The organism is Solirhodobacter sp. (genome assembly GCF_964715405.1).
Genome location: NZ_CBAICG010000010.1, coordinates 79,914 through 106,538 on the forward strand (window position 1 = coordinate 79,914; position 26,625 = coordinate 106,538).

The window sequence follows — 26,625 nt, forward strand, 5'->3', positions numbered from 1 at the left end:
CATGAAGGGCGACCCCACCTGCCGGGATTCGGAGTTTGCCGCCGATGTCGCATTTTCCCCGCCACCCGTTCGATCCGCCTGATGACGACGACAAGCTGCATGAGGAATGCGGCATCTTCGGCGTGATCGGGGTGGTCGACGCGGCGAACTTCGTCGCCCTCGGGATGCACGCGCTGCAGCATCGCGGCCAAGAGGCGGGCGGCATCGTCACGCACGATCCGCTCACCGGTTTCAACTCGGCCCGCCGGTTCGGCTATGTGCGCGACAACTTCACCAAACCCGACGTGATGGACACCCTGCCGGGCTCGATCGGCATCGGCCATGTGCGCTATTCCACCGCCGGATCGAAGGGCGCCACCGCGATCCGCGACGTGCAGCCCTTCTTCGGCGAGTTCTCGATGGGCGGCTGCGCCATCGCACACAACGGCAACCTGACCAACGCCACCGCGCTGCGCCGCGAACTGATCGAGCGCGGCTCGATCTTCCAGTCGTCGTCCGACAGCGAGTGCATCATCCACCTGATGGCGCGCTCGATCCAGAAGAACATCCCCGAGCGGATGAAGGACGCGCTGCGCCGGGTCGAGGGCGCGTTCTCGGTCGTCGCGATGACCCGCACCAAACTGATCGGGGTGCGCGATGCGCTTGGCGTGCGCCCGCTGGTGCTGGGCCGGGTCGGCCCGGCCGGCACCAATGGCGGCTGGGTGCTGTCGTCGGAAACCTGCGGGCTCGACATCATCGGCGCTGAGTTCGTGCGCGAGATCGCGCCGGGCGAGATGGTGGTGATCGAGAACGGCGTGGTCGAAAGCTTCCAGCCGTTCGAACGCCGCCCGTCGCGGTTCTGCATCTTCGAGCACGTCTATTTCTCGCGCCCCGATTCCATCCTCGGCGGCCGCTCGGTCTACGAAACCCGCCGCCAGATCGGCGTGGAACTGGCGCGCGAGGCACCGGTGGATGCCGATCTGGTCTGCCCGGTGCCCGACTCTGGCACCCCGGCGGCGATCGGCTACAGCCACGAAAGCGGCATCCCTTACGGCATGGGCATCATCCGCAACCAGTACATGGGCCGCACCTTCATCGAGCCGACCGAGCAGATCCGCAACATGGGCGTGCGGCTGAAGCTGAACGTCAACCGCGCGCTGATCAAGGGCAAGCGGGTGATCCTGGTCGATGACTCGGTGGTGCGCGGCACCACCTCGGTGAAAATCCGCGAGATGATCCTGGAGGCCGGCGCCGCCGAGGTCCACTTCCGCATCGCCTCGCCGCCCACCGCCTGGCCCTGCTTTTACGGCGTCGATACGCCCGAACGGTCGAAACTGCTGGCCGCCGGCATGACCGAGGAAGAGATGCGCGCCTTCATCGGGGTGGACAGCCTGAAGTTCATCTCGCTTGACGGGCTTTACCGCGCCGCGGGCGAAGTGGCCGGGCGCAATGCGAAAAGCCCGCAATATTGCGACGCCTGCTTCTCGGGCGACTACCCGGTCATCCCCGCCGACATGATCGAAAAGGGCTTTGCGATGAAGGCGGCGGAATAGAGCGAATTGCTTCGCTTTTGCCGCAGGCCCGCCGGGCCGGGCGCGCGGCGGATCGCTTGCCACCCTGCCCCGGTTCTGGCAGGTCATCCGGACACCCAGCCCAAAGGCAAAAGGTTCCCGATGCGCCGCTCCGCCCTGCTTTCGTTCGCCGCCCTCGCCCTGGCCGGCCCGGCCGCCGCCGCGCCGCCCTCGCTTTGCGCCAGGGGCGAGGCGGTGGCCTTCACCTGCTCCACCGGCGCCCGCATCCTCTCGGTCTGCGAAACCGACGGTGGCCGCGGGTTGCAATACCGTTACGGCACCCAAGCCAAGCTCGACCTCAGCTACCCCACCCCCGGCACCACGCCCGCCGAGGTCTTCCGCGCCGGGACGCTGATGTATTCGGGCGGCGGCGGCGCCTGGCTGCGCTTTGCCAATGGCGCCTACGGCTACACCGTCTTTACCGCCATCGGCCGCTGGGGCGCGAACGGGGCGCCCCGCACGGCGGCGGGCGTTGCCGTGACCAAGGGCGACACCGACGTGGCCGACATCGCCTGCAAGGGCCCCGATACCGGCGAACTTGGCCCCGACCTCTTCGCGCGCTACGGCCTTGTCACCGACGACCCCGCCGACAGCTTCGACATCCCCGAAGCCTTCCTGCCGAACTGAACCGAAAGGCCCCGCCATGACCGACCGTATCGCCCCCCGCGTGGCCCTCGTCACCGGCGCCTCGCGCGGGCTGGGTGCCGCCATCGCCGAAACCCTTGCCGCGCAGGGCTGGCATGTCGTCGCCGTCGCCCGTACCGTGGGCGGGCTGGAGGAGCTGGACGATCGCATCCGGGCGGCAGGCGGGCAGGCCACGCTGGCGCCGATGGACATCACCACCGAGGATGCGATGCGCCAGCTTTGCCGCGGCATCTACGACCGCTGGGGCCATCTCGACCTCTGGGTGCATCCGGCGATCCACGCCGCCCCGCTGGCGCCCGCAGGCCACATCGACGGCAAAGACATGGACCGCTCGCTCGCCACCAACGTCAAGGCCACCGCCACCCTGATCGCGATGGTCGAACCGCTGCTGCGCGCCGCGCCCGCGGGCACCGCGTTCTTCCTCGACGATCCGCGCGCCGGGCAGAAGTTCTTCGGCGCCTATGGCGCCACCAAGGCCGCCCAGATCGCCCTCGCCCGCTCCTGGCAGGCCGAGACCGCCGCCACCGGCCCGCGCATCCTGATCGAGACACCCGCCCCGATGCCCACCGCCACCCGCGCCCGCTTCTTCCCCGGCGAGCCGCGCAATGCGCTCGCCGCGCCGAAGGACGAGGCCGCGCGGCTGCTCGCCCTGATCTGATCCGCCGCGCCGTCCGCCCCTGCGGGAGCCTCCGGCGGGGATATTTGTCACCAAGATGAAAGTGCAGAGCGAAGCCCCATTCATCTTGGCCCAAATATCCTCGCCGAAGGCGCACCTTGCCGCCCGCGATCCCGTCGGGGCGGGCGCGCAAGCCTTGTTCCGCGCGCCCCGCTCGACTAAGCAGGACGAGGGCGGCAGGGGCAGACGATGCGCATTCTCATTACCAACGACGACGGCATCAACGCCCCCGGCCTGGCGGTCCTGCAAGCCATCGCCGAGGATGTCGCGGGCCCCGGTGGCGAGGTCTGGACCGTGGCCCCCGCCTTTGAACAATCGGGCGTCGGCCACTGCATCAGCTACACCCACCCCACCATGATCGCCGAGCTGGGGCCGCGCCGTTTCGCCGCCGAGGGCTCGCCCGCCGATTGCGTGCTGGCCGGGCTTTACGACGTGCTTTCCGACCGGCGGCCCGACCTCGTGCTGTCGGGCGTCAACCGGGGCAACAACGCGGGCGAGAACACGCTCTATTCGGGCACCATCGGCGGCGCGATGGAAGCGGCCTTGCAGGGCCTGCCCGCCATCGCGCTCAGCCAGTTCATGGGGCCGCGGACCGAGATGCTGGATACCCCGTTCGAGGCCGCCGTCCTGCACGGCGCGACGCTGGTGAAACGCCTGCTGGAGCATGGCCACTGGGAGGATCGCGCCTATCGCACCTTCTACAACGTGAACTTCCCGCCCTGCGGCGCCGCCGAGGTCAAGGGCACCCGCGTCGTGCGGCAGGGCTTTCGCGACTACACGACCTTCTCGGTGGAGCCGGTGCAGTCGCCCTCGGGGCGGCGGTTCCTGTGGATCAAGGGCGGCGCGCAGCACCTGCCGACCGGCCCCGGCACCGATGTCACCGCAAACGTGGACGGCTACATCTCGGTCACACCGATGCGCGCGGACCTGACCGCGCATGACCAGCTCGACAGCCTCAGGGAGCGGCTGGAATGACCGAAGACACGCCCGAGCGGACGATGCGCTTTCTCTACGCGCTCCGCTCCAAGGGCGTGACGGACGCGCGCGTGCTGGGCGCGATGGAACGGATCGACCGCGGCGCCTTCGTGCGGGGCCTGTTCGCGGAACGCGCCTATGAGGACATGCCGCTGCCGATCGCCTGCGGCCAGACCATCAGCCAGCCCTCGGTCGTCGGCCTGATGACCCAGGCGCTGGAGGTCGGCCCGCGCGACAAGGTGCTGGAGGTCGGCACCGGCTCGGGCTACCAGGCCGCGATCCTCAGCCAGCTTGCCCGCCGGGTCTACACCGTCGACCGTCACCGCCGTCTGGTGCGCGAGGCCGAAGAGGTGTTCCGCGCGCTTGATCTGACCAACATCACCGCCGTGACGGCCGATGGCAGCTTCGGGCTGCCTGAACAGGCGCCCTTCGACCGCATTCTGGTGACGGCCGCCGCCGAAGACCCGCCGGGGCCCCTCTTGGCTCAGTTGCGGATCGGCGGTATCATGGTATTGCCTGTCGGGCAGTCCGGGGCCGTGCAGACCCTGATCCGGGTCACGCGGGGGCAAAGCGGGTTCGAGTATCACGAGCTTCGCCCGGTGCGCTTCGTGCCGCTGGTCGAGGGTCTGGGGCAAGAGTGAGCAAAGGTCCGGGCCTACCGGGCAGGGAATGGGGCAAGGCATGGCACTGAAGCTGACGGCGATCCACCGGACCCTCGTGATGAGCGCGGGGCTGTTGTCCCTTGCGGCCTGCAGCGACGTGAAGGACTGGGATCTGCGCAACATGAGCGGCGGGTTCAACACGACCGGCGCCGCCGAACGCGCGACGCTGGCGCGACCCGCGCCCGACAACCGCGGTGTGCTGTCCTACCCCGGCTATCAGGTCGTCGTCGCCAAGCGCGGCGATACGGTCGGCGGCATCGCCAACCGCCTCGGCCTCGCGCCCGACGAACTGGCGCGCTACAACGCCATCAGTGCCAATGATCCGCTGAACGAGGGCGAGGTGATCGCCCTGCCGGGCCGTGTCGCGGAACCCTCGCCCGCCACCGGCGCGCCGACCATCGGGCCGATCACGCCGCCCGCCAACGACCAGATCGACATCACCACGCTGGCGACCGGCGCCATCGACCGCGCGCAGACGACGCCCGGCCCCGGCACCCAGGTCGCAGCACTGGCACCGCCCACCGGGCCGAAGGTCGCCGCGGCCCAGCCGGCCAAGCACAAGGTTGCCCGTGGCGAGACCGCCTATACCATCGCGCGGCTTTACAGCATTCCGGTGCGCGCGCTGGCCGACTGGAACGGCCTCGGCCCCGATCTGGCGGTGCATGAGGGCCAGGTGCTGCTGATCCCGGTGGTCGATCCGACCCGCACGGTTTCGGCGCCGCCGGTCACGCCGCCCGGCCAGCCCTCGCCCGCGCCCGAACCGCCGAGCGCGTCCAAGCCCTTGCCGACCACCAGCCCGCCCGCCGCCAGCGCGCCGACGCCGGTGCCGGCTTCGCCGAACCTCGGCAAGGATCGCACCGCCGCCAGCGCGTCGAAGTTCATGATGCCAGTCGACGGCAAGATCATCCGCCCCTTCAGCAAGAAGGGCGAGGGCATCGACATCGCGGCGGCGGCGGGCACCGCCGTGGTCGCCTCGGGCGACGGCACGGTGGCCGCGATCACCAAGGATACCGACGGCTTTCCGATCGTGGTGATCCGCCACGACGGCAACCTGCTGTCGGCCTACCAGCGCCTCGACGGGGTGACGGTGGCCAAGGGCGACAAGGTCAAGCGCGGCCAGAAGATCGCCGTGATCCGGGCGGGCGACCCGGCCTTCCTGCACTTCGTGGTGTCGCAGGGGATCGAGCCGATCGACCCGGCGACCGTGCTGAACTAGGGTGACGGCAGCGGCGACGGCTAAAGCCGGACGCCGCGCCGCCCGGCCAGATCGGTGAAATACTGCCAGGCGACGCGGCCCGAGCGGGCGCCGCGCGTCGCCTGCCACTCGATCGCCTCGGCGCGCAGCGCCGCCTCGTCGATCGCCACGCCGTAAGCGCCACAATAGCCGCGGATCATCGCCAGATAGTCATCCTGACTGCAGGGGTGGAAGCCGAGCCAGAGCCCGAAGCGATCCGACAGCGAGACCTTCTCCTCCACCGCCTCGGAGGGATTGATCGCCGACGACCGTTCATTCTCGATCATGTCGCGCGGCATCAGGTGGCGGCGGTTGGAGGTGGCGTAGAACACCACATTCTCGGGCCGCCCCTCGATGCCACCGTCCAGCACGGCCTTCAGGCTTTTGTAATGCTCGTCGTCATGGCTGAACGACAGGTCGTCGCAGAACAGCAGGAAGCGTTCGGCCCGGTCGCGCAGCAGGTGCAGCAGGCGGCCGACCGAGGGCAGATCCTCGCGGTGCAGTTCGACCATCTTGAGCGCCGCCCCGCGCGTCAGAGCTTCGGCGTGCACCGCCTTGACAAGGCTCGACTTTCCCATCCCGCGGGCGCCCCACAGTAGGGCGTTGTTGGCGGGCAGGCCACGGGCGAACTGCAGGGTGTTTTCCAGCAGGGTGTCACGCGCCCGGTTGACGCCGATCAGCAGCGACAGATCGACCCGGTTCACCCGTGGCACCGGCTCCAGCCGGTCCGGGGCGACATGCCAGACGAAAGCCTCCGCCGCGTCGAAGTCGGGCGCCGCGGGCCGGGGCGGGCTCAACCGCTCCAGCGCCTCGGCGATCCGCAACAACGGGTCGATCACTTGGCGTCGTCCTCGTCGTCAACCCACAGCCCCTGGGCGCGCAGATCGGCCTCGCGGGCCTTTTCGATGCGCCGGATCAGCACGATCGAGACTTCGTAAAGCGCGTAGATCACCGAGAACAGCATGAGCTGCGACACCACGTCGGGCGGCGTCACGACGGCCGCCAGCACCAGAATACCGAGGATCGCATAGCGCCGCACATTGATCAGCGAGCGCGACGAGATCAGCCCGGCCTTGCCCATCAGCGTCAGCAGCACCGGCAACTGGAAGCACAGGCCGAAGGCCACGATGAAGGTCGTGGTCAGCACCAGATAGGCCTCGATCGAGCCCTGGAAGGTGATGCCCGCGCGCGCCAGCGCCTCGCCCGTGCCCGGCGCAAGGGTGCCCGGCGCCGGGCCGGGCTGCTGAAAGCTGAGGAAGAAGCCGAACGCCATCGGCAGGATCGCATAATAGGCAAAGGCGGCGCCGAGGAAGAACATCGCGGGCGAGGCGACCAGGAACGGCAGGAACGCCGCGCGCTCTTTCTTGTAGAGGCCGGGCGCGACAAAGCGCCAAAGCTGATAGCTGATCACCGGGAACGAGAGCACCAGCCCGCCGATCGCCGCGATGCGGATGGCGACGAAGAAACCCTCCTGCAGCTTGATCATGGTCAGCCCGCAGGCCTGACCGCGCACTTCCATCGCGTGGCAGATCGGTCGGGTCAGGAAGTTGAAGATCGGGTCCGACACGAAGTAGCACAGGACCAGCGCCACCATGAAGGCGCTGACCGACCAGATCAGCCGGGTGCGCAACTCGGCCAGATGCTCCATCAGCGGGGCGCCGGATTGGTCGATCTCATCGGCGCTCATGCGTCACTCTTCCTGGCGGCGGCACGGGCGCGCGGCTTGGGGGCCGGTGCGTCGGCTGCGGTATCCGCGGTGTCGGCCTTCGGCTTGCGCGGCGCGCGGGGCGGCTTTGCGGCGGCCTCGGGGGCGGCTGGGGCGGCCTCGGGGGCGGCCGCCTTCGCGCGCGGCTTGCGGACGGGCTTCGGCGCGGGTTCGGGTTCTGACTCTGACTCCGGCTCCGGCTCCGGCTCGAAATCGGCCAGTTCCTCGGGCGTCGGGCGGTTGCGCAACGCGGCGCGCTCGGCGGCGGCAGCCTCGGCGGCGGCGGCATTGGCCTTCACCTGCGCCGCAAGCTCGGCGGTGGCGGGGCCGATTTCGGCGGGCGCGGCATCGGCCCCCGACACTGCCGCAGCACCCGTCGCCGTGGCGGCACGCTTGGCGGCATCCCACGAGTCGATCTTCCTCGAGGCGCTCGACAGCGCGTCGAGCCCCATCGATTTTACCGAGGTGATGGTTTTCAGGTCCTTGGCGATATCCTCGGCGCCCGCCTCGCGAGCGGCCTGCTCCATCGCGCGCTGGAAGTCGCGCGCCATGGTGCGCGCCTTGGCGGTAAACTGCCCAAGCGCGTGAAAGAGCTTGGGCAGATCCTTCGGACCCACGACGATCAGGGCCACGATCCCGATCAGCATCAGTTCGGACCAGCCGATATCAAACATGGAGCGTCAACCTGCCTTCGGTGACAAAGGCCGTCAGACCTTGTCTTTTTCCTGCTCGGGGGAGGCGTCGCGGGCCACTTCGACCTTGTCGGGATCCTGCTGAATCCCCTTCTTGAACGCGGTGATCCCCCTGCCGACCTCGCCCATCAGCGAACTGACCTTGCCGCGACCGAAGAGCACGAGCAGGACCACGGCAATGACCAGAAGGTGAGGAATGCTCAAGCCTTGTAGCATGTCGGTCTCCTTATTTTGCATGGCCCTAGGGCCGTGTTTTCATCTCTAGTCATGTATTGACTCGCATCGGCAGTTCAAAGCCCGAATCCGCACCTCGGGTGGATAAATTATGCCCGGCCTACAGCGTTGCGTTCGTCGCCCCGCCGTCGAGCAGGATGTTCTGCCCCACGATGAAGCCCGCATGGACCGAGCAGAGGAAGGCGCACATCGCCCCGAACTCGGCCGCCGTGCCATAGCGCCCGGCCGGAATCGACGCCGCGCGCCGCTCCCTGGCCGCCGCGAGGCTGATACCCTGCGCCTTTGCCGCCCCGGTGTCGAGCATGATGGCGCGGTCGGTGGCATGGATGCCGGGCAGCAGGTTGTTGATCGTGACACCGTGTCCCGCCACCTGCCGCGCGGTGCCCGCGACAAAACCGGTCAGCCCCGCCCGCGCCGCGTTGGAAAGCCCAAGCTGCGGGATCGGCGCCTTCACCGACTGGCTGGTGATGTTCACCACCCGGCCCCAGCCGCGCGCGATCATCCCCGGCATCAGCGCCTGCATCAGCGCGATCGGCGTCAGCATGTTGGCATCCAGCGCGCGGATGAAATCGTCGCGGCTCCAGTCGGTCCACATGCCGGGCGGCGGGCCGCCGGCGTTGGTTACCAGAATATCCACCTGGCCCGCCTCGATCAGCACAAGATCGCGGCCCTCGGGCGTGGTGATGTCGGCGGCGACCGCCGTCACCTGCACGTCGTAGGTGGACCGCAGCGCGGCCGCCGTCGCCTCCAGCGCCTCGGCCCCGCGCGCGTTCAAGACGAGGTTGACCCCCGCCGCCGCCAGCGCCTCGGCGCAGCCGCGCCCCAACCCCTTCGACGAGGCCGTCACCAGCGCCCGCCGCCCCGTGATGCCAAGATCCATCTGTCGCCCCCCTGTCGGTGTCCTGCGACCTTGGCTAACACCGGGACCGGCGCACGAAAAGCGCCAATCCCGCCGGACCGGGCGGATTGGCGGCGCGCGGGAACCCGCCGTTTCGCGAGGCGGCGCCGATCTTGCCAAAACTTTGACGTTTTTGCCCGATACCCTGGATCATCGGCGACTCCCCTGTGCGGGGGGCGCGACGGGAAGGACCGCGACGATGGCAGAACCGACCGCAGACGATCGCCCCCTGGCATCCGTGCCCGGCTACGCCTGCCAGGTGTTCCCGGCCGACGCGATCTTTGTTACCTCGGGCGCGAACCTTGGCGATGAGGTGGGCGATGCCGACGTGGTTTGCCCCGGTGACGTCTATCAGCTTGACCCCGAGGCCGCGCCGCTGCGCCTGACGATTGCCCCCGCCGCGGGCGATCTTGGCACCGCGGGGCGGGTGCAGGTCGTGGCGCCGGGGTCCGAGGTCGGGCAGCCGGGTGACCGGGTGGAGCTTTGCGCGCGGCTGATGCTGATGGAGGGGGCGGGCGATTCGGTCGAACTGCTGATCCTGCGCCACCGCGATGCGGGTGGCGCGGGCGGCGTCTATGCGCTGCCGCTGTCGCCGATGGCGCCGAAAACCGATTACACGCTGATCCGGGTTGCCGCCGATCCCGGCGCGGTGCGGCTGGCGGACCTTGTCTGCATCTCGTTCGGGCGCGGCACGATGATCGCGCTGGCCGATGGCCATCAGGTGCCGATCGAGACGCTGCACCCCGGCGACCGCGTGCTGACGCGCGATCATGGCCCGCAGCCGGTGCGCTGGATCGGCCGCGCCACGCTGCGCGCGGTGGGCAGCTTTGCCCCGGTGGTGATCACCGCGGGCACGCTGAGCAATTCCGGCGACCTGATCGTCGGCCAGCATCACCGCATGTTCCTGTATCAGCGCAACCGCACCCGGCTGGTGCGCACCGCCGAACTTCTGGTGCAGGCCAAGCATCTGGTGGATGACGAACACGTCTTTCTGCGCGAGGGCGGCTTTGTCGACTACTTCAGCCTGATCTTCGACCGCCACGAAATCGTCTATGCCGAGGGCATTCCGGCCGAAAGCCTGATGGTGAACGACGCCACCCTGTCGCACCTGCCCGAGGATCTGGCCGCCGAGGTCAAGGCCCGCTTTCCCGGCCTCAGCCAGCACCAGCACTTCGGCACCGAAGCCGGGCGGCTGGCGCTGGACGAGATCGGCGCGGCGGCGCTGTTCCGGGCCAGCCGGGCGGGCTGACCCGCGGCTACGGCGTGGCGACGATGAAGAGGGCGCCGGTTGCCGGGTTGCCATTCAGCGTTGCCGTGCCCGAGGTCGCCGTCGCCTGGATGCCCTTGATCGGCGTGCCCTTGAAATCGCCCGTCAGCCCGCCATTCAGCCCCAGCGTGTTGCCCTGCCCGGTCAGCGTGCCCGCGAAATCGGCGACGAACTGGTTCGGCCGCGTCGCAGCGCAACCGTTGGTGGTGCCGATGCAGCCGTTCGTTACCGAGATGCTGCCGGCATAGGACACTTGCGGCGACTTGACCGTCACCGGGGTCGTCGTCGTGTCCTGATAGTTGCCCGCAAAGCTGGTCAGGTTGCCCCCGATCGTCTGGGTGGCGAAGTTGGCGTTCATCGCGGCCAGGCCCAGCAGTTCGATCGGCGTCGTCGGCGTGTTCACCACGACCTTGGTGTAGCCGTTGTAGGTGGCGGTTCCGGTCGACGGCATCGCGGTGAACTTGCTGTTCGACATCGCCGTGAGCGAGGTATTCATCGCGTTCTGCAACGGCTGGTTGGCCTTGTAGAACCCGTCCGGGTCGGTGACGCTGTCAATGAGCCCGCTGCTACCGCTGCACCCGGCCAGCATCGACACCGCCGCCGCAGCGGCCAGCCCGAGCATCCGCGCCATACCATTCACTCCGCTATTGCGCGCCCTGTGGCCGCCGACCCCTGACATACCCTTAAGCATAGGTTAAAGTTGCCGCGGCGGGCAAACGCCGTTGATCGCCTTCCGCGAATATCTGCGTTTCCAGCACCGCAACGGTGGGGCTGCCTTGCCCGATCAGGCCCGCTCGGCTATAGCCCGGCCATGCTGGACAACCGCCCCCCCCTGCCGCCCGAGATCGCCCGCCGCCGGACCTTTGCGATCATCTCGCACCCCGACGCCGGCAAGACCACGCTGACCGAAAAGTTCCTGCTGTTCGGCGGCGCGATCCAGATGGCGGGCCAGGTCCGTGCCAAGGGCGAGGCGCGGCGGACCCGGTCCGACTTCATGAAGCTGGAGCAGGAGCGGGGGATTTCCGTTTCTGCCTCGGCGATGTCGTTCGACTTCGGCCGCTATCGCTTCAATCTGGTCGATACCCCCGGCCACTCGGATTTCTCGGAAGATACCTATCGCACGCTGACGGCGGTCGATGCGGCGGTGATGGTGATCGACGGCGCCAAGGGGGTGGAAAGCCAGACCCGCAAGCTTTTCGAGGTCTGCCGGTTGCGCGACCTGCCGATCCTGACCTTTTGCAACAAGATGGACCGCGAGGCGCGCGACACCTTCACCATCATCGACGAGATTCAGGAAAACCTCGCCATCGACGTGACGCCCGCAAGCTGGCCGATCGGGGTCGGGCGCGAGTTCGTCGGCTGCTACGACATCCTGCACGACCGGCTGGAACTGATGGACCGCGCCGACCGCAACCGGGTGGCGGAATCGATCAAGATCAACGGTTTGCACGACCCCAGGCTGAGCGAGCACGTGCCCGCCGACCTGCTGGAGAAGCTGCGCGAAGAGGTCGACATGGCGCGCGAACTGCTGCCCGCCTTCGACCGGCAGGCGTTTCTGGAAGGCCACATGACGCCGATCTGGTTCGGCTCGGCGATCAACTCGTTCGGCGTGAAGGAACTGATGGCGGGGATCGGCGAATACGGGCCGGAGCCGCAGCCGCAGCGCGCCGCCGAACGCCAGATCGCGCCCGAGGAAACGCCGGTGACGGGCTTTGTCTTCAAGGTGCAGGCCAACATGGACCCCAAGCACCGCGACCGGGTCGCCTTCGTGCGCCTTGCCTCGGGACATTTCACCCGCGGCATGAAGCTGTTGCACGTCCGCTCGAAGAAACCGATGGCGGTGACCAACCCGGTGCTGTTCCTCGCCGCCGACCGCGAACTGGCCGAGGAGGCCTGGGCCGGCGACATCATCGGCATCCCGAACCACGGCCAGCTTCGCATCGGCGACGCGCTGACCGAGGGTGAAAGCCTGCGCTTCACCGGCATCCCCTCATTTGCGCCCGAACTGCTGCAATCGGTGCGCGCGATGGACCCGATGAAGGCCAAACATCTCGACAAGGCGCTGATGCAGTTCGCCGAGGAAGGCGCCGCCAAGGTGTTCAAGCCGATGATCGGCTCGGGCTACATCGTCGGCGTGGTGGGGCCGTTGCAATTCGACGTGCTGGCCAGCCGGATCGAGCAGGAATATTCCCTGCCGGTGCGCTTCGAGCCCTCGCATTTCACCTCGGCCCGCTGGGTCTCGGGCGACAAGGCGGCGGTGGAAAAGCTGGTGAACGTCAACAAGGGCCACATCGCCACCGACAGCGACGGCGATCTGGTCTACCTGACGCGCCTGCAATGGGACATCGACCGCATCGGCCGCGATTTCCCGGACGTGAAGCTGACGGCGACGAAAGAGATGATGGTGTAAGGGGCGCGCCCGGGACCGCCACGGCAACTCTCCAGTGGAGAGTTGCCCGGTCCGGTTGCCCATAAGGCCAAGGGCCGTTGGGCAAGGCGCGTGCGGCCGGGAGCGCGAGCGCCCATCATTGGCGCGCCTGCCTGGGCTGGCGCGGTCACGCGCCTGCCAGCGGCAGGCAGGCGCGGCCCGATGTGTCGACGGACACATCGGGCAAAAGCGTCAAACTGCGGTGCAAGGGTTCCGGGGTGTTTCCGCCCGCCTCACACCGTTTCCACCGGATAGGTCCAGACCCGGAACCCCTTCAGCAGGTGCGGCCCGAACGAGTTGATCAGCGGCACGTCGGTGGCATCGCGGCCGCGCGCCACCACGATGCGGCCGATGCGGGGCACGTTGTTGCGCGGATCGAAGGTCCACCAGCGGCCGCCGAGGTAAACCTCCATCCAGGCGGAATAGTCCATGTCGCTGGTGATCGGCACGCCGATGTCGCTGAGGTGGCCGTTCACATAGCGGGCGGGGATGTTCATGCAGCGGCAGAAGGCGATGGCGAGGTGGGCATAGTCGCGGCAGACGCCGACCTGTTCCTGCCAGCCGTCAAAGGCGGTGCGGGTCGATCGCGCCTGCAGGTAGTCGAACCGGATGTGGCCCTTGACGTAGTCGCAGATCGCCTGCACCCGGTTCCAGCCGGGGCGGGCCCCGCCGAACAGGTTCCAGGCGATCGGGCTCAGCTTGTCGGTCTCGCAGTAGCGGCTGCCCATCAGGTAGACGAGGCAATCATCGGGCAGGTCGGCGACCGGAACCTCGGCGGCATCCAGTTGAACAACGTCCGGCAAGCCGCTGTTTTCCATCACCCCGTCGCCCCAAAGGGTGAAATCGCCGACCGGCGCCACGAAGCGGCGGCAGGTGTTGCCGAAAAGGTCGGTATAGGTCCGCATCGGCACGGCCGGATTGGCGATCACCTCTTCCGGCGCGCGCACGTTGGGCGCGTTTTCGGCATGGGCGGTCAGCAGGCAGACCATCGGCGTCGGTTGCGGGCAGGTCACCGTGATCTCGTAACCGTAGCGGATCAGCATCTGTCGCTCCTTCCGCGCCAGCGCGCACCGATCGGCACAGGCATCGGCATCCACCCCGCCGACCCGGGATGATGCTGCATCCGCGAAAGAATGCGCCGGTTCGGCCGCCGCCGCAACCCGATTGCAGCGCGGCGGCCGAACCGTGGCGCGCGGGCCTCAGCCGATCTGCACCTCCAGCGTCACCTCGGCCTTCAGCAGCTTGGAAATCGGGCAGTTGGCCTTGGCCTGCGCCGCCAGTTCGTGCACCTTCTCGGCCGAGGCGTCGGCCTTCACCACCGTCACCAGATGCGCCTTGGTCACCGTCGGGCTGCCCTCGGTCGCGGGGTCGAGCGTGATGGTCGAGGTCGTCGAGATCGACGCGGGCGTGATCCCGGCGCCGCCCATCAGCGCCGACAGGAACATCGAGTAGCAGGCGGCATGGGCGGCGCCGATCAACTCTTCGGGGTTCGATCCCGCCTTGTCCTCGAACCGGGTGGCAAAGCTGAACGGGATGGCGGCCAGCGCCCCGCTTTGCGTGCTGACGATGCCGCCGCCGTCTTTCAGGCTTCCAGTCCAGACGGCCGATGCGGATTTGTGGATCATGTTGATCTCCCTTGGGTTTCCTCGCGGCTGCCCCGGCGTGCTGTGGCGGCGGCGGCCTCCTGCCCACCACATCTAGCGCGCCAAGCCGAAAACGCCAGCCACCCCCGATCCGTCGATCCGCCGCCAGATCGCGCCAACGATGCCGACACGTCACGAATATTGACCTCGTGAAGTTTATGCGCTAACCCGCTCGCACCTCCTTTCGGAGAGACTCACCCGACGCCGGGACGCCCGGTAAACAGCGTCCCACTCATCCATGCGGTCCGATGCCGCATTCTTCAGGACGCCAATGACCAAATTTTCCGACCTCGCGCTGGACCCGAGGGTCTTGCAAGCCGTTGCAGATGCCGGCTACGAAACCCCCACCCCGATCCAGGCCCAGGCCATTCCGTACGCGCTGCAAGGCAAGGACGTGCTGGGGATCGCCCAGACCGGCACCGGCAAGACCGCCAGCTTTGTGCTGCCGATGATCACCATGCTGGCCAACGGCCGGGCCCGCGCGCGGATGCCGCGCAGCCTCGTGCTGTGCCCGACGCGCGAACTGGCCGCCCAGGTCGCCGAGAACTTCGACACCTACACGAAGTATCTCAAGCTGACCAAGGCGCTGCTGATCGGCGGCGTGTCGTTCGGCGAACAGGACAAGCTGATCGACCGCGGCGTCGATGTGCTGATCGCCACCCCCGGCCGACTCTTGGACCATTTCGAGCGCGGCAAGCTGTTGCTGACCGGCGTGCAGATCATGGTGGTGGACGAGGCCGACCGGATGCTCGACATGGGCTTCATCCCGGATATCGAGCGCATCTTCAGCCTGACGCCCTTCACCCGGCAGACGTTCTTCTACTCGGCCACGATGGCGCCCGAGATCGAGCGCATCACCAACGCCTTCCTGCACAGCCCGGCCCGGATCGAAGTTGCGCGGCAGGCGACGGCGTCGGAGACGATCGAACAGCAACTGATCGCGATCAAGCCGGTCCGCAAGGATCGCGGCTTTGCCGAAAAGCGTGCCGTGCTGCGGTCCTTGATCCGCCAGGAAGGCGAGGCCTGCACCAACGCGATCATCTTCTGCAACCGCAAGATGGATGTGGACGTGGTCGCCAAGTCGCTGAAACAGCACGGGTTCAACGCGGCGCCGATCCACGGCGACCTGGATCAGTCGATGCGCACCAAGACGCTGGACAGCTTCCGTGACGGCTCGCTGCACTTGCTCGTCGCCTCCGACGTGGCGGCGCGGGGCCTGGACATTCCGGCGGTCAGCCACATCTTCAACTTCGACGTGCCGACCCACCCCGAGGATTATGTGCACCGGATCGGCCGCACCGGCCGCGCCGGGCGGCTGGGCAAGTCCTATACCATCGCCGTGCCCGCCGACGACAAATACATCAGCGCCATTGAATCGCTGCTGAAGAAGACGATCCCGCTTGGCCCGGTGCCTGACTACGAAGCGAGTGCCGAGCGTGATGGCGACAGTGGCCGCCGCCCGGCCCGCGCGGAACGCCGCCCCACGCGCCCCGATGCGCCGCCGCGCCCGGTCGCCGCACACCACCAGGTGGCCGCGATGCAGCCGCTGCCCGAGGTCGAGGCCCGGATCGTCGAGGTGGCCGAGGTCGAGCCGCGCGCCGAAGCCGCGCCCGAGCCGCGCCGTCGCGAGCGTCGGGATGACCGGCCCGCCGTGCGGCGCGAGGAACGCCCGGAGGAGCGCCGCAATGAGCGCCGCCCGCCCGAACGGCGCCGCGATGATGAGCGCGTGATGGGGATGGGTGACCACATGCCGGATTTCCTGACCCGCAGCTTCGTGCCGCAAGCCAGTTCCGAATGACAAAACGCGCCCCCTCGGGGGCGCGTTTCAGTTCGCGACGATCGACAGCGCGCCTCAGCCCGCCAGCAGGCGGCTGACGACCACCGTCACCTCGGGCTTCTTGCCAACCTCTTCCATCGCGGCCTGACGCACGACGCGGCGCACCGCCTCGTCCATCTTGTCGTCATTGGCAAAGAGGCGCGCGTCGGCCTTGCCGAGGAATTCGGCCAGATCGGCCTCGACCACCTCCGACAGCAGCCGCCCGCTGCGGCCGCGCAGCGGCAGGCCCATCAGTTCGGCCCAGGCGTCGCCCAGCGGTTCCTCTTCCTCGTCCATGATCAGCGTGATCAGCGCGTGGCCGTTCATCGCCATCCGGATGCGGTCGCGGATCACGCCATCCATCGCCCCCACCAGCGCGGTGCCGTCCAGATAGACGCGCCCGGTTTCGATGTATTCAACCACATCGGGGAAGTCGCCGGTCAGGTCCACCATCATGCCGTTGGTCACCACGTCCGAGGCGATGCCCTTCGCCGTCGCCAGCCGCGCGTGTTCGCGCAGGTGGCGGTGTTCGCCGTGCATCGGGATCAGCATCGCGGGCTTCATCGCGGCGTGCACCCGTTCCAGATCGGGGCGGTTGGCGTGGCCCGAGACGTGATAGCGCCCGGTCTGATCGTCGACCACGTTCACGCCCATTTCCGAATAGGCGTTGATGATGCGGTTCACGCCGCGTTCATTGCCGGGGATCGTCTTGGAGGAGAACAGGAACGTGTCGCCCTCCTTCAGCTCGATGCCCAGATACTTGCCACGGGAAAGCTGCGCCGAGGCGGCGCGGCGTTCGCCCTGGCTGCCGGTGACGATCAGCATCAGGTTGCCGCGCGGAATTTCGGCCGCCATCTCGGGCGGCACGGTGGGCGGGAAATCGGTCAGCACGCCGGTTTCCACCGCCGCCGTCACCATCCGCTTCATCGCGCGCCCCATCAGGCAGACCGTGCGCCCCGCCGCGCGCCCGGCCTCGGCCAGCGTCTTCAGCCGCGCCACGTTCGAGGCGAAGGTGGTCGCCACCACCAGCCCCGAGGCACCTTCCACCAGTTCGCGCAGCGCCGGGCCGATCGAGCTTTCGCTGCGGCCCGGATGCAGGCTGAACACGTTGGTCGAATCGCAGACCAGCACCTTCACGCCCTCGCCCTCGCCCGCGACGATATCGCTTTCGTCGGGGTCGTAGGGCTCGCCCACGATCGGGTTCGGGTCGAGCTTGAAATCGCCCGAATGCACGATGCGCCCGACCGGCGTGTCGATGATCAGCGCCGAGCTTTCCGGGATCGAGTGTGACACCGGCACGAACTGCACCCGGAACGGCCCGGCCTCGACCACGTCGGGGCGCGGCTCGACCACGGTGATGATGCTGGCGGGGTGGCCCTGATCCTCCAGCTTCAGCGCGGCGATGGCGCCGGTGAAGCGGCGGCAATAGACCGGCGCGCGCAGCCGCGGCCACAGATGGCCAAGGGCGCCGACGTGGTCTTCGTGCGCGTGGGTGATGAAGATCGCCTCGATCCGGTCGGCGCGGTCGGCCAGCCATTTGATGTCGGGCAGGATCAGGTCGACCCCCGGCGTGGTTTCGGCCTCGGGGAAGGTCACGCCCAGATCGACGACGATCAGCCGCTCGCGCCCCTCGCGGCCGTAGCCGTAGACGTAGCAGTTCATCCCGATCTCCCCCGCGCCGCCGAGGGGAAGATAGATCAGGCGTTCGTCGCTCATGCGGTTTCCAGTTCCATGTTGTAGCGGTGGATGACCGTGAGGCCGTGAATGGTCAGGTCATCGTCAACTTTGTCGAAGAGCGTAAACCCCTGATCGAAGAGCGGCGCAAGCCCGCCGGTGGCAATGACGCGCATCGGGCGGTCGCGCTCGATGCGGATCTGGCGCACGATGCCCTCGCAAAGGCCGATGTAGCCCCAGAAGATGCCCGATTGCATGCAGGCGACGGTATTGGTGCCGATCGCCGCCTGCGGGCGGCTGACATCGACATGCGGCAGCGCGGCGGCGGCCATGTGCAGCGCCTCCAGCGACAGGTTCACGCCGGGCGCGATCACGCCGCCGATATAGGCGCCGTCGATATCGACCACGTCGAAGGTGGTGGCGGTGCCGAAATCGACCACGATCAGGTCGCCGCCGTAACGGTCGAAGCTGCCCACGGTGTTGACCAGCCGGTCGGGGCCGACGGTGGTGCCCTGATCGACGCGGGGGGCCACCGGCAGGCGGCATTCCGGCTTGCCCACCACCAGCGGGCGGCAGTCGTAGTAGCGGTTGCAGAGCACGCGCAGGTTGAACACGACGCGCGGCACGGTGGAGGAGATGATCGCCTCGGTGATCGTCGCCTCGACCTTGGTCAGCAGCATCAGCGACGAGAGCCAGACGAAGTATTCATCCGCCGTGCGGCGATGATCGGTGGCGATGCGCCAGGTTCCGAGGAACCGCGCGCCGTCCCAGATCGCAAAGACCGTGTTGGTATTGCCGCAGTCGATCGCCAGAAGCATCGCCGCCCCCCTGTCAGAAAAACACGTCGGCCGCCGGGATCGCCCGTCGGCCTTGCGCGGTTTGCAGCACCAGCGCGCCGCTGTCGTCCACCGTCTGAAACGTGCCTTGCAGCGTCTCGGCGCCGGTGCGCGCGGTGATCGGCTGGCCGATCCGCGCCGCGCGGGCGAGCCAGGCGGCACGGATCGGGGCGAAGCCCGATGTGGTGAAGATCGCTTCCCAAGCCGCATAGGCGGGGGCGAGGGCGTTCAGGAACTCCTCGGGCGTCACCCGCGCGCCGGTCTCTTCCAGCAGGCTGACCGGGCGCAGCGCGCGGGGCTCGACCTGATCGGCGCCGGGCGCGGCGACAAGGTTGACCCCGATGCCGATCGCCAGATGCGCCACACCCGCGCCCTGCCCGACGCTTTCCAGCAGGATGCCCGCCACCTTGCCGCCATTCAGCAGCACGTCATTGGGCCATTTCAGCGCAAAGGGCTCGGCCCGGCCGCTGACCGCCACGAAGGCATCGGAAAGCGCCAGCGCGGCGACAAAGCTGCGCAGCGCCACCACCTCGGGCCGTTCGGTCGGCTTCATCACCAGCGTGGCGGCGAAGTTGCCTTCGGGCATCGCCCAGGCCCGGCCCCGGCGACCGCGCGCCGCAGTCTGGTGCCGCGCCATGATCCAAGCGGGGCCCGTCAGCGACGGCGCCAGCCGGGCGGCTTCGGCATTGGTGGAATCGGTCTGACCCAGGACGTGGCGTGCCACGCCCGCGGGCCATGCCTCCTCAGTGGACAAGCGCGCCCGCGGCGGCCTGCGCCAGCGCCTCGACCCCGAAGAGGTTCACCACCCCCACCACCATGATCGCCGCCGAGGCCATCAGCGCGACCCAAGCGACCGGGCGCATGGTGCCCGCGTCGATCCCTTCGCGATCCTCGCCGAAGTACATGTAGTAGACGATGCGCAGATAGTAGAACGCGCCGATCACCGAGGCGATCACGCCAAGGATGGCCAGCCAGGCCATGCCCGCATTCACCGCCGCCATCAGCACATAGAACTTCCCGAAGAAGCCGACCATCGGCGGCACCCCGGCAAGCGAGAACATCAGCACCATGATCGCCAGCGCCTTCAGCGGCTCGCGGCGCGAATACATCCGCAGGCTGGCGATGTCGGTGACCGGCTTGCCGTCCTTCTCCATCGACAGGATGAAGGCGAAGGCGCCGACGTTCATGGTGACATAGATCACCATGTAGATCAGCATCGCCTTGACGCCGCCCGCCGTGCCCGCCGCCAGCCCCATCAGCGCAAAGCCCATGTGGCTGATCGAGGAATAGGCCATCAGACGCTTGATATCCTTCTGCCCGATCGCCGCCACCGCGCCCAGATACATCGAGGCGACCGACAGCAGCGCCAGCACCTGCCCCCAGTCCTTCGGCGCGGTGCCGAAGGCGCCCTCGGCCAGCCGCGCGATCAGCGCCATCGCGGCCACCTTGGGCGCGGTGGCGAAGAAGGCGGTCACCGGCGTGGGCGAGCCTTCGTAGACGTCGGGCGTCCACATGTGGAAGGGCACCGCCGAGATCTTGAAGGCAAGGCCCGAGAGCAGGAACACCAGGCCGAACAGCAGCCCCATCGACATCTCGCCCTGATGCACCGTGGTGATGATGCCGGAGAAAAGCGTGGTGCCGGCAAAGCCGTAGGTCAGCGAGGCGCCGTAGAGCAAGAGGCCCGAGGACAGCGCGCCCAGCACGAAGTATTTCAGGCCCGCCTCGGCCGATTTCTCGTTGTCGCGCCGCAGCGAGGCCACGACGTAAAGCGCCAGCGATTGCAGCTCCAGCCCCATGTACAGCGACATCAGGTCACCGGCCGAAACCATGATCATCATGCCGACCACGGCCAGCGCGATCAGCACCGGATATTCGAACCGCAGCAGGTCGCGCCGGGCCATGTAGTCCTGCCCGATCGCCAGCACCGCCGCCGCCGACAGCAGCACCGTCACCTTGGCAAAGCGCGCGAAGGCGTCGTCGATGAACATGCCGCCAAAGGCGGTGCGGCTGCCGCTTGTGGTGCCGATCCAGAGCGCGACCAGCACGAACACCGCCGCCGTCGCCCAGAGGATCAGCGAGGCCGCCTTGTCCTTGCCGGAATAGACGCCGAACAGCAGCGCGGCCATCGCATAGACCGCGATCAGGACTTCCGGCAGCGCGGTGGAAAAATCGCCAGGGTTCATGCCTTCGGTCCTTCAGTTCTGTGCCAGTTCGGTGGCTTGCGCCGCCGCCGCGGCTTGCGCCACCTGCGTATCGTAATGCTGCACCAGCGCCGCCACCGAGGGCCCGATGATGTCGGTCACCGCGCTCGGGTAGACGCCGAGGAACAGCGTCATCGCGACCAGCGGGGCAAAGATCGCCTGTTCCCGCAGGTCCATGTCGGTGATGGTCTTCAGCGCCTCTTTCACCAGATCGCCGAACACCACCCGGCGGTAAAGCCAGAGCGCATAGGAGGCCGACAGGATCACCCCGGTCGTGCCCACCGCCGCCACCCAGGTGTTGACCTGGAAGACGCCGACCAGCGTCAGGAACTCACCCACGAACCCCGAGGTGCCCGGCAGGCCGACGTTCGCCATCGTGAAGAACATGAAGACCAGCGCGTAGACCGGCATCCGGATCACCAGCCCGCCATAGGCGTCGATCTCGCGCGTGTGCATCCGGTCGTAGATCACCCCGACACAGAGGAAGAGCGCGCCTGACACGAAGCCGTGGCTGATCATCTGGAAGATCGCGCCGTCGATGCCCTGCTGGTTCGCGGCGAACAGGCCCATCGTGACAAAGCCCATGTGGGCGACGGATGAATAGGCGATCAGCTTCTTCATGTCCTGCTGCACCAGCGCGACGAGGCTGGTGTAGACGATGGCGATCACCGAGAGCCAGAGCACGAACGGCCCCAGCAGATGGCTCGCCACCGGGAACATCGGCAGGCTGAAGCGCAGGAAGCCGTAGCCGCCCATCTTCAGCAGGATCGCCGCCAGCACCACCGAGCCCGCCGTGGGCGCCTGCACGTGCGCATCGGGCAGCCAGGTGTGCACTGGCCACATCGGCATCTTCACCGCGAAGCTGGCGAAGAACGCGAGCCACAGCAGCGTCTGCACCCCGCCCGCGATCTGCCAGCCCAGAAGGCTGATCGGCCCCGCGCTGAACTGGAAGGTCAGCAGCGTCGGAATGTCGGTGGTGCCCGCCTGCGCATACATCGCGATCATCGCGACCAGCATCAGGACCGAGCCGAGAAAGGTGTAGAGGAAGAACTTGAACGAGGCGTAGATGCGATCCTTGCCGCCCCAGATGCCGATGATCAGGAACATCGGGATCAGCCCGGCCTCGAAGAAGAAGTAGAACAGCACGAGGTCCAGCGCCACGAAGACGCCGATCATCAGCGTTTCCAGCACCAGGAAGGCGATCATGTATTCCTTGACGCGCACATCCACCTTCCAGCAGGCGGCGATGGTCAGCGGCATCAGCGCGGTGGTCAGCAGCACAAAGAGCACCGACAGGCCATCGACGCCCAGCTTGTAGTGCAGGCCCAGAATCCAGGGCCGGTCCTCGACGAACTGGAAGCCCGGCGCGTGCGGGTCGAACCCGGTCAGCAGCAGCAGCGAGATCACGAAGGTCAGCGTAGTCGCGGCCAGCGCCAGCCATTTCGCGTTGCGCGCCGCCGCGGCATCACCGCCGCGCAGGAACAGCGCGAGGATCACCGCCGCCACCAGCGGCGTGAAGGTGATGAGGGAAAGCAGGTTGCCCATCAGTGCGCCCCTCCGGTCAGTGTCATCCAGGTCATCAGAACGCCGATCCCGATCACCATCGCGAAGGCGTAGTGGAAGAGGTAGCCCGACTGGGCACGCCCCGCGAGCCGGGTGAACCAGGGCACGATGCCCATCGCCACGCCGTTGATGGTGCCGTCGATCACCTCGCCATCGCCCTTTTTCCACAAGAGGCGGCCAAGGCCGAGCGCCGGGCGCACGAAGATCGCGTCATAGATCTCGTCGAAATACCACTTGTTGAGCAGGAAGAGGTAAAGCGGCCGGTTGATCTCGGCCAGCTTGGCCGGAAGCTCGGGCGAGCGGATATACATCTTCCACGCCACGGCAAAGCCCAGCAGCATCGCGATGAAGGGCGACAGGCTGACCCAGACCGGGCTTTCATGCGCGTGTTCGATCACATGATTGTCAGGCCCCATGAAGATCGCGCCCTGCCCCGGCACCGCGGCGTGCTCGCCGAGCGCAAAGAAGTGCGACATGATCGTTTCGGAGCCGAAGAAGCTGTTGTACCAGATCATGCCGCCGAAGGTCGCGCCAAGCGCCAGCACGCCCAGCGGGATCAGCATCACCAGCGGGCTTTCATGCGCGTGGTCATGCGCGTGATGGTCGCCCCTGGGTTGGCCGTAGAAGGTCATGAACATCAGCCGCCACGAATAGAAGCTGGTGAAGCAGGCCGCGACGACCAGCAGCGTGAAGGCATACATCGAGCCGCCCGCATAGGTGCTTTCGATGATCGCGTCCTTCGACAGGAAGCCGGCAAAGCCGATCGGCACGCCGAAGAGCGCGCCCGAGAACGGGATGCCGACGCCGGTGATCGCCAGCGTGCCGATCATCATCGCCCAGAACGTCAGCGGGATCTTCGTGCGCAGGCCGCCGTAGGCGCGCATGTCCTGTTCGTGGTGCATCGCGGTGATGACCGAGCCCGCGCCGAGGAACAGCATCGCCTTGAAGAAGGCATGCGTCAGCAGGTGGAACATCGCCACGCCGTAGACGCCCGAACCCGCGGCGGCGAACATGTAGCCCAGTTGCGAGCAGGTCGAATAGGCGATGACGCGCTTGATGTCGTTCTGCACCAGACCGACGGTGGCGGCAAAGAACGCGGTCGAGGCGCCCATCACCAAGACCAGCGTGCGGGCGTGCGGCGCGTATTCGTAAAGCGGCGACATCCGGCAGACCAGGAACACCCCCGCCGTCACCATCGTGGCGGCGTGGATCAGCGCGGACACCGGCGTCGGGCCCTCCATCGCGTCGGGCAACCAGGTGTGCAGGAAGAGTTGCGCCGACTTGCCGGAGGCGCCGATGAACAAGAGCACCCCGATCAGGTCGGCGGCGTTCCACTGCGTCCACAGGAACGTCAGGTTGGTGGTCGCCAGCGTCGGCACCTTGGTGAAGATGGTGTCGAAGTCGGTGCTGTCCACCAGGAAGAACAGCGCGAAGATGCCAAGCGCAAAGCCGAAATCGCCGACCCGGTTGACCACGAAGGCCTTGATCGCGGCGGCGTTGGCCGAGGGTTTCTTGTAGTAGAACCCGATCAGCAGGTAGGAGGCGACGCCCACGCCTTCCCAGCCAAAGAACATCTGCACCAGGTTGTCGGCGGTCACCAGCGCCAGCATGGTGAAGGTGAAGAACGAGAGGTAGGCGAAGAAACGCGCCTTGTAGGGCTGATCCGCGGTCCAGTTCTCGTCATGCGCCATGTAGCCGAGCGAATACATATGGACCAGCGATGACACCGTGGTGACCACGATCAGCATGATCGCCGTCAGCCGGTCCAACCGGATCGCCCACCAGGTATCCAGGCTGCCCGAGGTGATGTAGCGCATGATCTCGATATGCGTCGTGGTGCCGTCGAAGGTCACGAACACGACCCAGGACAACAGGCAGGCGAGGAACAAGAGGCCCGTCGTCAGGTATTGCGCGGGCTTTTCGCCGATGGCTTGCCAGAAGAAGCCGCCGATCAGGGCGCCGACGAGCGGCGCGAAAAGGATGATCTGTACCATGCGCCTTCAGCCCTTCATCACGTTGACGTCTTCGACGGCGATGCTGCCGCGCGTCCGGAAGAAGCTGACCAGGATCGCCAGCCCGATCGCCGCCTCGGCCGCCGCGACGGTCAGCACGAACATGGTGAACACCTGCCCCACCAGGTCGTGCGCGAAGCTGGAGAAGGCGACGAGGTTGATGTTGACGGCCAGCAGCATCAGCTCGATCGACATCAGGATGACGATCACGTTCTTCCGGTTCAGGAAGATGCCGAAGATGCCGATGACGAACAGCGCCGCCGCCACCACCAGGTATTGTGTCAGTCCGATCATTCGCGTCCCTCCGGGTCAGCGCCCGATATTCTTGCCGTCTGTCAGCCCCGCGCAAGCGGGGGCCTCCCAGTTACATCTCGCCGTCTGTCACCCCCGCTTGCGCGGGGATTTACAACCCCTGCCCCGGCTTCACGTCGATCAGTTCCATCGCCTTGGCCGGATCGCGCCACATCTGCGCCAGCACGTTCTGCCGCTTCACGTCCTTGCGGTGCCGCATTGTCAGCACGATCGCCCCGATCATCGCGACCAGCAGGATCAGCGCCGCGATCATGAACAAAAGCACATACTTGTCGTAGAGCAGCAGCCCCAGCGCGCGGGTGTTTTGCACCTTGGTCAAGTCCGGCGTCACCGCCCCGCGCAGCCCCTCGGCCGCGTCCGAGCTGTGCCAGACGCCGACGACCATGAAGACCTGCATCAGCAGGACGACGCCGATCAGCAGGCCCAGCGGCATGTATTTCACCATCTCGGCCTTCAACTCGGCGAAATCGACATCCAGCATCATCACGACGAAGAGAAACAGCACAGCCACCGCGCCGACATAGACGATGATCAGCAGCATCGCCACGAACTCGGCCCCCATCAGCACGAACAGCCCGGCCGCCGACAGGAAGGCGAGGATCAGCCACAGCACCGAGTGCACCGGGTTCCGCGCCGTCACGACAAAGACGCCCGCGGCCACCGCCGTGATCGCGAACAGATAGAAGGCAAACGCCGCGACAGTCATTCGCTGTCCTCCCCGGTTTCGCCAAAGACGCCCTGAGCGATCTCCAGCGCCTTGGTCATGGCGGGCAGGCCGCCGAACATGCTCATCTGCGAGATCACTTCCGCAATCTCGCGCTTCGTCGCCCCCGCTGCCAGCGCGTGCCGGATGGTCAGCCGGATCTGCGGCTCGGCCTGCGCGCCCAACACCGTCAGCGCGGCCAGCGTCACCAGTAGCCGGGTCTTGGCGTCCAGACCTTCCTTGTTGAAGGTCTTGCCGAACCACATTTCCATCATGTCCCTGGTCATGGTGGGGAACAGGGTGTCGAACCCCTTCACCTGCATGGTCTCCAAGGCCGGATTGAATGCGCGGACCATCTCCTGGCCCTGCTCCATCATCGACTTGAACAGTTTGGTGAAATCCTCGGTCATCTGTAGGGCGCGTCCACGGCGAGGTTGCGAGCGATCTCGGCTTCCCAGCGGTCGCCGTTGTCCAGCAGTTTGGCCTTGTCGAAGTAAAGCTCTTCCCGGCTTTCGGCGGCGAATTCGAAGTTCGGGCCTTCGACGATGGCATCCACCGGGCAGGCTTCCTGACAGAAGCCGCAGTAGATGCACTTGGTCATGTCGATGTCATAGCGCGTGGTGCGGCGGCTGCCGTCGTCGCGGGGTTCGGCGTCGATGGTGATCGCCTGCGCCGGGCAGATCGCCTCACAGAGCTTGCAGGCGATGCAGCGTTCCTCGCCCGAAGGATAGCGGCGCAGCGCGTGTTCGCCACGGAAACGGGGCGACAGCGGCCCCTTTTCGTGCGGGTAGTTCAGCGTCGCTTTCGGCGCGAGGAAATACTTCATGCCCAGACCGAAGCCTTTGATGAAATCCGCCAGGAAGAAGTATTTGATGGCGCGGTTCACGTCGATGGTCATC

General features: G+C 67.2%; 27 protein-coding genes. 9 read left to right on the forward strand and 18 right to left on the reverse strand.

Annotated features, from left to right (window positions below):
* Positions 1 to 44: 44 nt before the first annotated feature.
* The 6 genes from purF (at position 45) to AC11WY_RS06590 (ending at position 5,724) form a co-directional block, all read left to right on the forward strand.
* Entirely contained in the window at positions 45 to 1,532 is a 1,488-nt protein-coding gene (gene purF, locus AC11WY_RS06565) for an amidophosphoribosyltransferase (RefSeq protein ID WP_482923743.1), read from the forward strand.
* 120 nt (positions 1,533 to 1,652) lie between these two features.
* Positions 1,653 to 2,177 (forward strand): hypothetical protein, encoded by a 525-nt coding sequence (locus AC11WY_RS06570; protein WP_482923744.1) that lies wholly within the window; start codon positions 1,653 to 1,655, stop codon positions 2,175 to 2,177.
* 16 nt (positions 2,178 to 2,193) lie between these two features.
* The gene (locus AC11WY_RS06575; protein WP_482923746.1) at positions 2,194 to 2,853 is read left to right on the forward strand and encodes an SDR family NAD(P)-dependent oxidoreductase; all 660 of its coding nucleotides are present in this window, start codon (positions 2,194 to 2,196) and stop codon (positions 2,851 to 2,853) included.
* A gap of 207 nt (positions 2,854 to 3,060) precedes the next feature.
* Positions 3,061 to 3,846 (forward strand): 5'/3'-nucleotidase SurE, encoded by a 786-nt coding sequence (gene surE / locus AC11WY_RS06580; RefSeq protein WP_482923748.1) that lies wholly within the window; start codon positions 3,061 to 3,063, stop codon positions 3,844 to 3,846.
* On the forward strand, positions 3,843 to 4,487 hold the full coding sequence (locus AC11WY_RS06585) for a protein-L-isoaspartate(D-aspartate) O-methyltransferase (protein ID WP_482923749.1): 645 nt from the start codon (positions 3,843 to 3,845) through the stop codon (positions 4,485 to 4,487). Before surE ends, AC11WY_RS06585 begins: the two co-directional genes overlap by 4 nt.
* Before the next feature lie 40 nt (positions 4,488 to 4,527).
* The gene (locus AC11WY_RS06590; protein ID WP_482923751.1) at positions 4,528 to 5,724 is read left to right on the forward strand and encodes a LysM peptidoglycan-binding domain-containing protein; all 1,197 of its coding nucleotides are present in this window, start codon (positions 4,528 to 4,530) and stop codon (positions 5,722 to 5,724) included.
* Between the two features lie 20 nt (positions 5,725 to 5,744).
* Here AC11WY_RS06590 and AC11WY_RS06595 read toward each other — a convergent pair whose 3' ends face one another.
* The 5 genes from AC11WY_RS06595 to AC11WY_RS06615 all read right to left on the reverse strand — a co-directional run bounded on the left by AC11WY_RS06595 (position 5,745) and on the right by AC11WY_RS06615 (position 9,253).
* Positions 5,745 to 6,581 (reverse strand): ATP-binding protein, encoded by an 837-nt coding sequence (locus tag AC11WY_RS06595; protein WP_482923753.1) that lies wholly within the window; start codon positions 6,579 to 6,581, stop codon positions 5,745 to 5,747.
* A complete protein-coding gene (gene tatC / locus AC11WY_RS06600; protein ID WP_482923755.1) occupies positions 6,578 to 7,429 on the reverse strand; it encodes a twin-arginine translocase subunit TatC in 852 nt (283 codons plus the stop codon). The genes AC11WY_RS06595 and tatC overlap by 4 nt, the downstream gene beginning before the upstream one ends.
* Complete coding sequence (gene tatB, locus AC11WY_RS06605; protein ID WP_482923756.1) at positions 7,426 to 8,121, reverse strand: Sec-independent protein translocase protein TatB; 696 nt, start codon at positions 8,119 to 8,121, stop codon at positions 7,426 to 7,428. Before tatB ends, tatC begins: the two co-directional genes overlap by 4 nt.
* Before the next feature lie 33 nt (positions 8,122 to 8,154).
* Positions 8,155 to 8,355, reverse strand: a complete 201-nt coding sequence (gene tatA / locus AC11WY_RS06610) for a twin-arginine translocase TatA/TatE family subunit (RefSeq protein WP_482923758.1) — start codon at positions 8,353 to 8,355, stop codon at positions 8,155 to 8,157.
* Between the two features lie 118 nt (positions 8,356 to 8,473).
* Positions 8,474 to 9,253, reverse strand: coding sequence for an SDR family oxidoreductase (locus tag AC11WY_RS06615; RefSeq protein WP_482923760.1), 780 nt, complete (start codon positions 9,251 to 9,253; stop codon positions 8,474 to 8,476).
* Positions 9,254 to 9,470: 217 nt separating this feature from the next.
* On the opposite strand from AC11WY_RS06615, the gene AC11WY_RS06620 reads away from it, so the two are divergent.
* Positions 9,471 to 10,520, forward strand: a complete 1,050-nt coding sequence (locus AC11WY_RS06620) for a Hint domain-containing protein (RefSeq protein WP_482923762.1) — start codon at positions 9,471 to 9,473, stop codon at positions 10,518 to 10,520.
* A 7-nt stretch (positions 10,521 to 10,527) separates the two neighbouring features.
* Here the strand turns inward: AC11WY_RS06620 and AC11WY_RS06625 are convergent, their stop codons facing one another.
* Complete coding sequence (locus AC11WY_RS06625; RefSeq protein ID WP_482923764.1) at positions 10,528 to 11,169, reverse strand: hypothetical protein; 642 nt, start codon at positions 11,167 to 11,169, stop codon at positions 10,528 to 10,530.
* Positions 11,170 to 11,349: 180 nt separating this feature from the next.
* Between AC11WY_RS06625 and AC11WY_RS06630 the strand changes: the two genes are divergently transcribed.
* Positions 11,350 to 12,948 carry a peptide chain release factor 3 gene (locus AC11WY_RS06630; protein WP_482923766.1) on the forward strand — a complete coding sequence of 533 codons (1,599 nt, stop codon included), beginning with the start codon at positions 11,350 to 11,352 and terminating at the stop codon, positions 12,946 to 12,948.
* A gap of 251 nt (positions 12,949 to 13,199) precedes the next feature.
* Here AC11WY_RS06630 and AC11WY_RS06635 read toward each other — a convergent pair whose 3' ends face one another.
* Positions 13,200 to 14,009 carry a transglutaminase-like domain-containing protein gene (locus AC11WY_RS06635; RefSeq protein WP_482923768.1) on the reverse strand — a complete coding sequence of 270 codons (810 nt, stop codon included), beginning with the start codon at positions 14,007 to 14,009 and terminating at the stop codon, positions 13,200 to 13,202.
* A gap of 156 nt (positions 14,010 to 14,165) precedes the next feature.
* On the reverse strand, positions 14,166 to 14,591 hold the full coding sequence (locus AC11WY_RS06640) for an OsmC family peroxiredoxin (RefSeq protein WP_482923769.1): 426 nt from the start codon (positions 14,589 to 14,591) through the stop codon (positions 14,166 to 14,168).
* A 289-nt stretch (positions 14,592 to 14,880) separates the two neighbouring features.
* On the opposite strand from AC11WY_RS06640, the gene AC11WY_RS06645 reads away from it, so the two are divergent.
* Positions 14,881 to 16,407 (forward strand): DEAD/DEAH box helicase, encoded by a 1,527-nt coding sequence (locus tag AC11WY_RS06645; RefSeq protein WP_482923770.1) that lies wholly within the window; start codon positions 14,881 to 14,883, stop codon positions 16,405 to 16,407.
* A 54-nt stretch (positions 16,408 to 16,461) separates the two neighbouring features.
* Here the strand turns inward: AC11WY_RS06645 and AC11WY_RS06650 are convergent, their stop codons facing one another.
* From AC11WY_RS06650 to nuoI, 10 genes are all read right to left on the reverse strand, one after another.
* A complete protein-coding gene (locus AC11WY_RS06650) occupies positions 16,462 to 18,141 on the reverse strand; it encodes a ribonuclease J (RefSeq protein WP_482923772.1) in 1,680 nt (559 codons plus the stop codon).
* A complete protein-coding gene (locus tag AC11WY_RS06655; protein WP_482923773.1) occupies positions 18,138 to 18,917 on the reverse strand; it encodes a type III pantothenate kinase in 780 nt (259 codons plus the stop codon). The genes AC11WY_RS06650 and AC11WY_RS06655 overlap by 4 nt, the downstream gene beginning before the upstream one ends.
* Before the next feature lie 13 nt (positions 18,918 to 18,930).
* A complete protein-coding gene (locus AC11WY_RS06660) occupies positions 18,931 to 19,659 on the reverse strand; it encodes a biotin--[acetyl-CoA-carboxylase] ligase (protein WP_482923775.1) in 729 nt (242 codons plus the stop codon).
* 19 nt (positions 19,660 to 19,678) lie between these two features.
* Positions 19,679 to 21,118: an NADH-quinone oxidoreductase subunit NuoN gene (gene nuoN / locus AC11WY_RS06665; protein WP_482923777.1), complete on the reverse strand. Its 1,440-nt coding sequence runs from the start codon at positions 21,116 to 21,118 to the stop codon at positions 19,679 to 19,681.
* A 12-nt stretch (positions 21,119 to 21,130) separates the two neighbouring features.
* Positions 21,131 to 22,681: an NADH-quinone oxidoreductase subunit M gene (locus tag AC11WY_RS06670; protein ID WP_482923779.1), complete on the reverse strand. Its 1,551-nt coding sequence runs from the start codon at positions 22,679 to 22,681 to the stop codon at positions 21,131 to 21,133.
* Positions 22,681 to 24,693: an NADH-quinone oxidoreductase subunit L gene (gene nuoL / locus AC11WY_RS06675; RefSeq protein WP_482923780.1), complete on the reverse strand. Its 2,013-nt coding sequence runs from the start codon at positions 24,691 to 24,693 to the stop codon at positions 22,681 to 22,683. The genes AC11WY_RS06670 and nuoL overlap by 1 nt, the downstream gene beginning before the upstream one ends.
* Positions 24,694 to 24,699: 6 nt before the next feature.
* Positions 24,700 to 25,005, reverse strand: coding sequence for an NADH-quinone oxidoreductase subunit NuoK (gene nuoK / locus AC11WY_RS06680; RefSeq protein WP_482923782.1), 306 nt, complete (start codon positions 25,003 to 25,005; stop codon positions 24,700 to 24,702).
* Between the two features lie 109 nt (positions 25,006 to 25,114).
* Positions 25,115 to 25,729 carry an NADH-quinone oxidoreductase subunit J gene (locus AC11WY_RS06685; protein ID WP_482923784.1) on the reverse strand — a complete coding sequence of 205 codons (615 nt, stop codon included), beginning with the start codon at positions 25,727 to 25,729 and terminating at the stop codon, positions 25,115 to 25,117.
* Positions 25,726 to 26,136 (reverse strand): carboxymuconolactone decarboxylase family protein, encoded by a 411-nt coding sequence (locus tag AC11WY_RS06690; RefSeq protein WP_482923785.1) that lies wholly within the window; start codon positions 26,134 to 26,136, stop codon positions 25,726 to 25,728. Before AC11WY_RS06690 ends, AC11WY_RS06685 begins: the two co-directional genes overlap by 4 nt.
* Positions 26,133 to 26,624, reverse strand: coding sequence for an NADH-quinone oxidoreductase subunit NuoI (gene nuoI / locus AC11WY_RS06695; RefSeq protein ID WP_482923787.1), 492 nt, complete (start codon positions 26,622 to 26,624; stop codon positions 26,133 to 26,135). Before nuoI ends, AC11WY_RS06690 begins: the two co-directional genes overlap by 4 nt.
* Position 26,625: the final 1 nt, after the last annotated feature.